The organism is Streptomyces sp. NPDC086080 (genome assembly GCF_044540255.1).
Classification (GTDB): Bacteria; Actinomycetota; Actinomycetes; order Streptomycetales; family Streptomycetaceae; genus Streptomyces.
In genome coordinates, this window is the sequence record NZ_JBITRU010000040.1 from 53,170 (window position 1) to 60,065 (window position 6,896).

The following is a 6,896-nucleotide window of genomic DNA, read 5'->3' on the forward strand; positions in this document are numbered from 1 at the left end:
ACCAGGATTCAGCGGTTCCGCAGGTGTCCGACGTGCGGCGAAGGGTCTCGGCTTGGGCACGCTTGGGCGTAATCATTGACTCTTAGGTTAGGCATGCCTTATCCATGAGGTGCTCACGGAGAAGAAAGGCAAGGCACCCTCATGGGACGCAACACCATGCGCCGGCTCACCACACTCGCCGCGGTGGCCCTCGTGGCTCCACTCATGGCCGCGTGCGGCGGCGAGGACGAGGACAAGGGCACCGGCTCGGGGGCCAAGGCCGCGGAGCAGAGCGGCACGCTGGTCGTCTACTCCGGCCGCAGCGAGGAACTGATCGACCCGCTGCTGAAGAAGCTGGAGAAGGCCACCGGCACCAAGGTCGAGGTCCGCTACGGCGACAGTGCCGAGCTCGCCTCGCAGCTGCTGGAGGAGGGCGACAGGACGAAGGCCGGCCTGTTCATCGCCCAGGACGCGGGCGCGCTCGGCGCCCTCGCCAAGGAGGGACGCCTTCAGGCTCTGCCGCAGAAGTCCCTGGACAAGGTCGACGAGGCCTACCGTGCCGAGGACGGCACGTGGGTCGGCGTGTCGGGGCGGGCCCGGGTCATCGCCTACAACCCGGAGAAGACCGACAAGGCCCCGGACAGCGTGCACGACCTGACCAAGGCCGAGTGGAAGGGCAAGGTCGGCTACGCGCCCACCAACGCCTCCTTCCAGGCGTTCGTCACCGGCATGCGTGTGCTGGAGGGCGACGACGCCACCCGTGAGTGGCTGAAGGACTTCAAGGCCAACGACCCCCAGGTGTACGAGAAGAACGGCGCCATCCTCGACGCCGTCGACTCCGGCGAGGTGACCCTCGGTCTGATCAACCACTACTACTGGTTCGAGAAGGCCGCCGAGGTCGGGGCGGACAAGATGACCGCCGAACTGCACTTCCCGGTCAAGGGGGACCCCGGCGCACTGGTCAACGTCGCCGGTGTGGGCGTCCTCAAGGGCGGCGACCAGAGCGCGGCCGCGCAGAAGGCCGTCGACTACCTGCTCTCCGCCGAGGCGCAGACCTACTTCGCCGACACGACCAAGGAGTACCCGCTGGCCGCCGGTGTCACCAGTGAGGTCGAGGGCCTGCCGCCGCTGGACTCCATCGAGGCGCCCGAGATCGACCTGAGCAAGCTGGAGTCGCTCCAGGAGACCCTGGTGATGCTCCAGGAAGCCGGAATGGTCTGACGGAACCGGTGTCACGCACATGAACAACACCGGCCGGCCGGTCCGTACCGCCCCCCGCCCGGATGCCGCGCCCCGCCCGGATGCCGCGCCCGCAGCGTCCGGGCGCGGGCGCGCCGGACGCCTCCGTGCGGGGCGCCGGCCGCCGCTGCTCCTGGTCGCCGGGGCCTGCGCGGCGGCGGCCCTCGCTCTGCTACCGCTGGTCTATCTGGGCGTCCGGGCCCTGGAACGCGGTCCCGGCTTCGCCTGGGACATCGTCACCACCGACCGCACCCTCGAACTGCTCGCCCGCAGCCTGGGACTCGCCGTCGTCGTCGTCGCGGCCTGTCTGGTCCTGGGCATCTCGCTGGCCTGGCTGACGGTGCGGACCAGGCTGCCCGGCGCCCGCGTCTGGTCGGTGCTCGCCACGCTGCCGCTCGCCGTGCCCAGCTACGTCGCGGCCTTCGCCTGGATCTCCGCCGAGCCCCGCCTCGCCGGATTCACCGGCAGCGCCCTCGCCCTGACGCTGGTCAGCTACCCGTACGTGCATCTGCCGGTGGCCGCCGCGCTGCGCGGCATGGACCCGGCGCAGGAGGAGGCCGCGCGCTCACTCGGCCACGGTCCGCTGCGTACCTTCTGGCGCGTCACCCTGCCGCAACTGCGCCCCGCGGCGGCCGGCGGGGGCCTGCTCGTCGCGCTGTACGTCCTCTCCGACTTCGGGGCGGTCTCGATCATGCGGTACGAGACCTTCACCCGGGCCATCCACACCTCGTACCGGGCGAGCTTCGACCGCACCCCGGCCGCCGCGCTCAGCTGCGTCCTGGTGCTGATGACGGTGTTGCTCGTCGCCGCCGAGGCCCGTACCCGCGGCCGCGCCGGGCATTCGCGTACCGGCGGCGGCACCGCACGGCCCGTGCCCCCGATCCGGCTCGGCGCCCTGAAGTGGCCCGCGCTGGGATGGTGTTCGGCCGTCGCCGCGGCCGGCGTGGCCTTCCCGCTCGCCACCCTGGGCTACTGGCTGTCCGTGGGCAACTCCCGCACCTGGGAACCGGACCGGCTGCTGGGGACCGCGGGCAGCACGCTGACCGTCGCCGCCCTGGGCGCCGCACTCACCACCGTCCTCGCGCTGCCCGTCGGCATCCTCGCCGCCCGCCACCGCTCCCGCACCGCGCACCTGCTGGAGCAGGCCGCCTACGCCGGACACGCGGTGCCCGGCATCACCGTCGCCCTCGCCATGGTCTTCCTCGCGGTCCGCTACGCCCCCGAGCTCTACCAGGAACTCCCGCTGCTCGTCGCCGCCTACGCGGTGCTCTTCCTGCCCGTCGCCGTCGCCGCGACCCGTGCCGCCGTCCTGCAGTCGCCGCCCCTGCTGGAGGACGTCGCACGCTCGCTCGGCCGCGGACCGCTGCGGGTGCTGCGCGAGGTCACCGTGCCACTCGCCGCCCCCGGTATCGCGGCCGGCGCCGCCCTCACCTTCGTGGTCTGCATGAAGGAACTCCCCGCCACACTGCTGCTGCACCCCACCGGCATGGACACCCTCGCCACCCGGCTGTGGGCCGAGACCACCACGGCCTCCTATGCCGCCGCCGCGCCGTACGCCGCCACGCTGATCCTGATCGCGGCGATCCCGTCGTACCTCCTCGGAAGGCACCGCACATGACCGATCTGCGGATCACCGGGCTCGTGAAGTCCTACGGCGCCTCGGCCCGTGTGCTCGACGGCCTGGACCTGAGCGTCCCGGCGGGGCGGCTGGCCGCCGTGCTCGGGCCCTCCGGCTGCGGCAAGACCACCCTGCTGCGCATCGTCGCGGGGTTCCTGCGCGCCGACGCGGGCACCGTGGAACTCGGCGGACGCGTCGTGTGCGGACCCGGTGTCCACCTGCCGCCCGAGCGCCGCCACATCGGCATCGTGCCCCAGGAGGGCGCGCTCTTCCCTCACCTCACCATCGCCCGCAACGTGGCGTTCGGCCTGAGCGGCACCCCGCGTGCCCAGCGCCACCGGCGCACCGAGGAGATGCTGGACCTGGTCGGACTGCCCGGCCTCGGCGACCGCATGCCGCACGAGTTGTCCGGCGGCCAGCAGCAGCGCGTCGCCCTCGCCCGGGCGCTGGCCCCCGCGCCCGCCCTGGTCCTGCTCGACGAACCGTTCAACGCGCTCGACAGCGCCCTGCGCGCGGGACTGCGGGCCGACGTCCGCTCCGCGCTCCTCGCCACGGGCGCCACCGGTGTGCTGGTCACCCACGACCAGCAGGAAGCCCTGTCCACCGCCGACCTGGTGGCGGTCGTACGGGAGGGCAGGGTCGCCCAGTGCGGTACCCCCGAGGAGATCTACCGCCACCCCGCCGACCCGTGGGTGGCCCGCTTCGTCGGCGACGCCGTGCTCCTACCCGCCACCGTCAGGAACGGTTCCACGGCCGACACCCCCCTCGGCCCGGTCCCACTGACCGCCGACGGCGGTGCCACCACCGGAACGGTGGTGCTGCGCCCGGAACAGCTGGCTCTGGCCGAGGAGGGCACCCACGGCAAGGTCGTGGACGTCCGCTTCTACGGCCACGACGCGATGGTCGCCGTCGAGGTCGGGGAACTGGCCGACCCCGTCTTCGTCAGGGTGCCGGGACCGGTCGCGGTACGACCGGGCGAGCGGACCGCCATCGTGGTCCGGGGCGAAGCGACCCTGCACCCCTGACCGCGGCGAAAGACGCCGGAACGCAGGGCACGGCTGTCCATTTCGCCCGCAACGAGATCTCCGAGTGAAACGATATCTGTTTTGGACAACGAGAGGCATCATTTCGCTGGCAGACCAGCGGCGGAGGAAGCATCCACATGGCCAGAACAGTCATCGACCTCGACGAAGACATGGTCACCGAGGCCATGCGCATCTTCGGCACCAAGACCAAGGCCAAAGCCGTCCGCCTCGCCATGGAGGACGCCGTCAAGAGGCACCTTCGTCAAGAGGGCTTCGACGCCATGGAGGCCGGCGAACTCGACTTCAGCGAGATCGTCGAGAACACCGGGCCCCGCAACGCGGACGGCTCCCTCAAGCGCGACGGCGACCGGGACGGAGGCCGGGCCGCCTGATGCAGGACCGTTACCTGATCGACAAGTCCGCCCTCGCCCGCTGGACGAAGCCGAACGTCAAGGACGTACTCAAGCCGCTGCACGAGCGCTACCTCCTCGCCGTGTGCCAGCCCACCGAGTACGAGATGATCCACTCCGCACGGGACATCTCGGAGGCGCCCCGGATCAGCACCTGGCTCCACGCCTTCGACTATCTACACGCCGACGACCACACCTTCGCCCGCGCCCTGGAAGTCCAGCGCCACGCTCTCAACGCGGGCTTCCACCGCGCCCTGTCCCTCCCCGGCCTACTGATCGCCGCCACGGCAGAACTGCACCAGCGGACGGTCCTCCACTACGACGGCGACTTCGACATGATCGCCTCACTCACCGGCCAACCCACCGAATGGGTCGTCCCGCCCGGCAGCGCCGACCGATGAGAATGCCTGCGTCAGCGCACTGCTCACCCTGCACAGCCTGGCTCTGCATGGATCCCTGCGGACAGCCGTCCACCGAAGATATCGAGATCTGACGGGATCAGCCGCAGCCGAGCAGAACAGCAGGTCGCAGCCTTTCGGCAGCCAATCGACAACAGCATGTGAACGGCGACCTACACATTGCGATGCACAGACGGACAGTGCCGATTGGCGGAGATTCCAAGGCCAACGAAAACAATAAACCCCAGGTCAGATGCCTGACCTGGGGTTCATCGTGGAGCCGCCTTCGGGATTCGAACCCGAGACCTACACATGACGAGGCCATGAGGGATCGTGTTGCGTGGTGCCTCGCCGTGCCGTCCAGTGACGTTTTTCCTGATCAGAGCACGTGCAACGGGTTGACCTGTACCACCCTCTGATGCACCGCCCAAAGGCGCCCGTCCACCGGCTGTCCACCGGCGGGGCAGCCGGAAGAGGCCATCGAGGGCACTGCGCGGCCGCAAGCACAGCCCTGACGAGGCCAGAGGGGCACATGAGACCGCTTGTCCGGCCTCGACAAAAGCACCTTCGTCACTCTCTGTTACCGCACCGTGCCTGCCAGGCCGGAAACCGGACCACCCCTCACTGCTGCACATCACCTGCACCGCTGCTAAAATGCAGGCATGACCGCGATTACGATTCGGGATGTCCCGGACGACACAGTCAACGCCCTGAAGGTCCGCGCCGCACAGGCCGGCAAGTCGCTCCAGGCATACGCCCTGGACCTTCTCTCCCGGGAAGCCGCCAAGCCCACCCTCGCGGAGATGGCCACACGCCTGGAGCGTGAAACCCGCACCGAGCTCAGCACCACCGACATCCTCGACGCCATCGAGGACGGGCGGGACCGACGTTGATCGTCATTGACTGCTCCAGCCTCGTGCACTTCCTCCTCGACCACGGCAAGACCGGCACCGCGCTCCGTGAACGCGTGGGCCGCGCCGACACTCTCGCAGCGCCGGGCCTGCTGGACTACGAGATCACCTCGGCCGCCTTCGGCCTGGCTCGCGGCCGGCGAGGGAACAAGCCGAAGATCACGGAAAAGGAGGCCGCGAAGGCGATCACCGACTACCAGGCCCTCGCTCTCGACCTGCACCCCACGCTGGTCCTGTGGCAGCGCGTACGCGAGCTGTCGAACAACCTCTCCGTCTACGACGCGCACTACGTCGCCCTCGCCGAGAGCCTCGGCGTCCCCCTGATCACCAGCGATGCCAGGATCGAGCGCAGCGGAGCAGCACGCTGCACGATCGAGACCTTCGAGGCACCCATCACCTGACCCCAGCAGCACCAACGCGCAGGGCTCCACGACCCGCACCCCGATCAGGTTCTGGCGCTACCCCAGTGGTCGTGCTGGGTGTGCAGGGCATCCGCGGTGACAACCACGCCGGTGAGATCGATGTCGTCCAAGAGCGGGGCGAACGCGGGGGCGAGGACCTGGCCGCTGTGGGTCATCGCGGCAATCAGGACGGTGGTAGACCGGCCGGCGGTGCGGGGGCCGCGGAGTGTCTTGCCGTCGACAGCGATGACTCGTCGTGCCGGGGCCGGGGTCTGGCGCTCCAGGAGGAAGCCGCCGATGGCGCGGTCGAGGGCGTCGCCGTCCGCGGCAGCCAGGACGAGACGGATGGTCGTGGCATGGGGCGGCCGGATGAGGCCGGTCAGCGAGTCGGGCCGGAGCCCGAGCAGGGCCGGGACGTGCTGCGGGGCGTCAGCGACCCGTTCTCCGATCGCCGTGACCCGAGGAGGCACCGGCCAGAACGGCGGCGGCCGCGGCGGTGAGCAGGGCCGTCCACGGGTGACGGATGCCGCGACGGGACCGTGGGTCAGGCACTACGGTCAGATGATTCCGCAGGTCAGCGAATGTTTCGGGCGGGGCGGAACCAGAGGTGTCCCCCAGTTGCCGGAGGCATGAGGGCATGCGGGAAGATGGGCGCGCAGGCATGGACTCGCTCGGTACTCATACGGACTCGACACCCACATGATCACCGGCGGCCATGCCTGTTCTGCGTCCAGGGGGCCCTTCCCGGCAGAAGTCGACAAGCCGTCACATCCAGCGCTCAGCAGGCGAACCGCCCACCTCGGCACTTCTCAAGGACCCTGGGAGCTGCCGAAAAATAACTCCTCGATCTTGGTGAGGATCACGGGGGTGTGAGGTCGTGCCCGGCGATCTCGGCGAGCTGTTGGGCCGTGGTCA

General features: G+C 70.0%; 9 protein-coding genes. 7 read left to right on the forward strand and 2 right to left on the reverse strand.

What is annotated here, in order from left to right; translation table 11 throughout:
* Positions 1-141: 141 nt before the first annotated feature.
* The 7 genes from ACIF9R_RS33085 (at position 142) to ACIF9R_RS33115 (ending at position 5,981) form a co-directional block, all read left to right on the forward strand.
* A complete protein-coding gene (locus ACIF9R_RS33085; protein WP_399986100.1) occupies positions 142-1,200 on the forward strand; it encodes an iron ABC transporter substrate-binding protein in 1,059 nt (352 codons plus the stop codon).
* Positions 1,201-1,219: 19 nt separating this feature from the next.
* Positions 1,220-2,836: an ABC transporter permease gene (locus ACIF9R_RS33090; RefSeq protein ID WP_399986101.1), complete on the forward strand. Its 1,617-nt coding sequence runs from the start codon at positions 1,220-1,222 to the stop codon at positions 2,834-2,836.
* On the forward strand, positions 2,833-3,861 hold the full coding sequence (locus ACIF9R_RS33095; RefSeq protein ID WP_399986102.1) for an ABC transporter ATP-binding protein: 1,029 nt from the start codon (positions 2,833-2,835) through the stop codon (positions 3,859-3,861). Before ACIF9R_RS33090 ends, ACIF9R_RS33095 begins: the two co-directional genes overlap by 4 nt.
* Before the next feature lie 137 nt (positions 3,862-3,998).
* Positions 3,999-4,253: a type II toxin-antitoxin system VapB family antitoxin gene (locus ACIF9R_RS33100; protein ID WP_062697603.1), complete on the forward strand. Its 255-nt coding sequence runs from the start codon at positions 3,999-4,001 to the stop codon at positions 4,251-4,253.
* Positions 4,253-4,672, forward strand: a complete 420-nt coding sequence (locus ACIF9R_RS33105; RefSeq protein WP_399986103.1) for a PIN domain nuclease — start codon at positions 4,253-4,255, stop codon at positions 4,670-4,672. The genes ACIF9R_RS33100 and ACIF9R_RS33105 overlap by 1 nt, the downstream gene beginning before the upstream one ends.
* Positions 4,673-5,331: 659 nt before the next feature.
* On the forward strand, positions 5,332-5,562 hold the full coding sequence (locus ACIF9R_RS33110) for a FitA-like ribbon-helix-helix domain-containing protein (RefSeq protein ID WP_355940584.1): 231 nt from the start codon (positions 5,332-5,334) through the stop codon (positions 5,560-5,562).
* Positions 5,559-5,981, forward strand: a complete 423-nt coding sequence (locus ACIF9R_RS33115) for a type II toxin-antitoxin system VapC family toxin (RefSeq protein ID WP_399986104.1) — start codon at positions 5,559-5,561, stop codon at positions 5,979-5,981. Before ACIF9R_RS33110 ends, ACIF9R_RS33115 begins: the two co-directional genes overlap by 4 nt.
* A 44-nt stretch (positions 5,982-6,025) precedes the next feature.
* Here the strand turns inward: ACIF9R_RS33115 and ACIF9R_RS33120 are convergent, their stop codons facing one another.
* Together ACIF9R_RS33120 and ACIF9R_RS33125 are read right to left on the reverse strand one after the other, a co-directional pair.
* Complete coding sequence (locus ACIF9R_RS33120; RefSeq protein ID WP_399986105.1) at positions 6,026-6,451, reverse strand: hypothetical protein; 426 nt, start codon at positions 6,449-6,451, stop codon at positions 6,026-6,028.
* Positions 6,411-6,644: a transposase family protein gene (locus ACIF9R_RS33125; RefSeq protein ID WP_399986106.1), complete on the reverse strand. Its 234-nt coding sequence runs from the start codon at positions 6,642-6,644 to the stop codon at positions 6,411-6,413. Before ACIF9R_RS33125 ends, ACIF9R_RS33120 begins: the two co-directional genes overlap by 41 nt.
* Positions 6,645-6,896 lie beyond the last annotated feature (252 nt).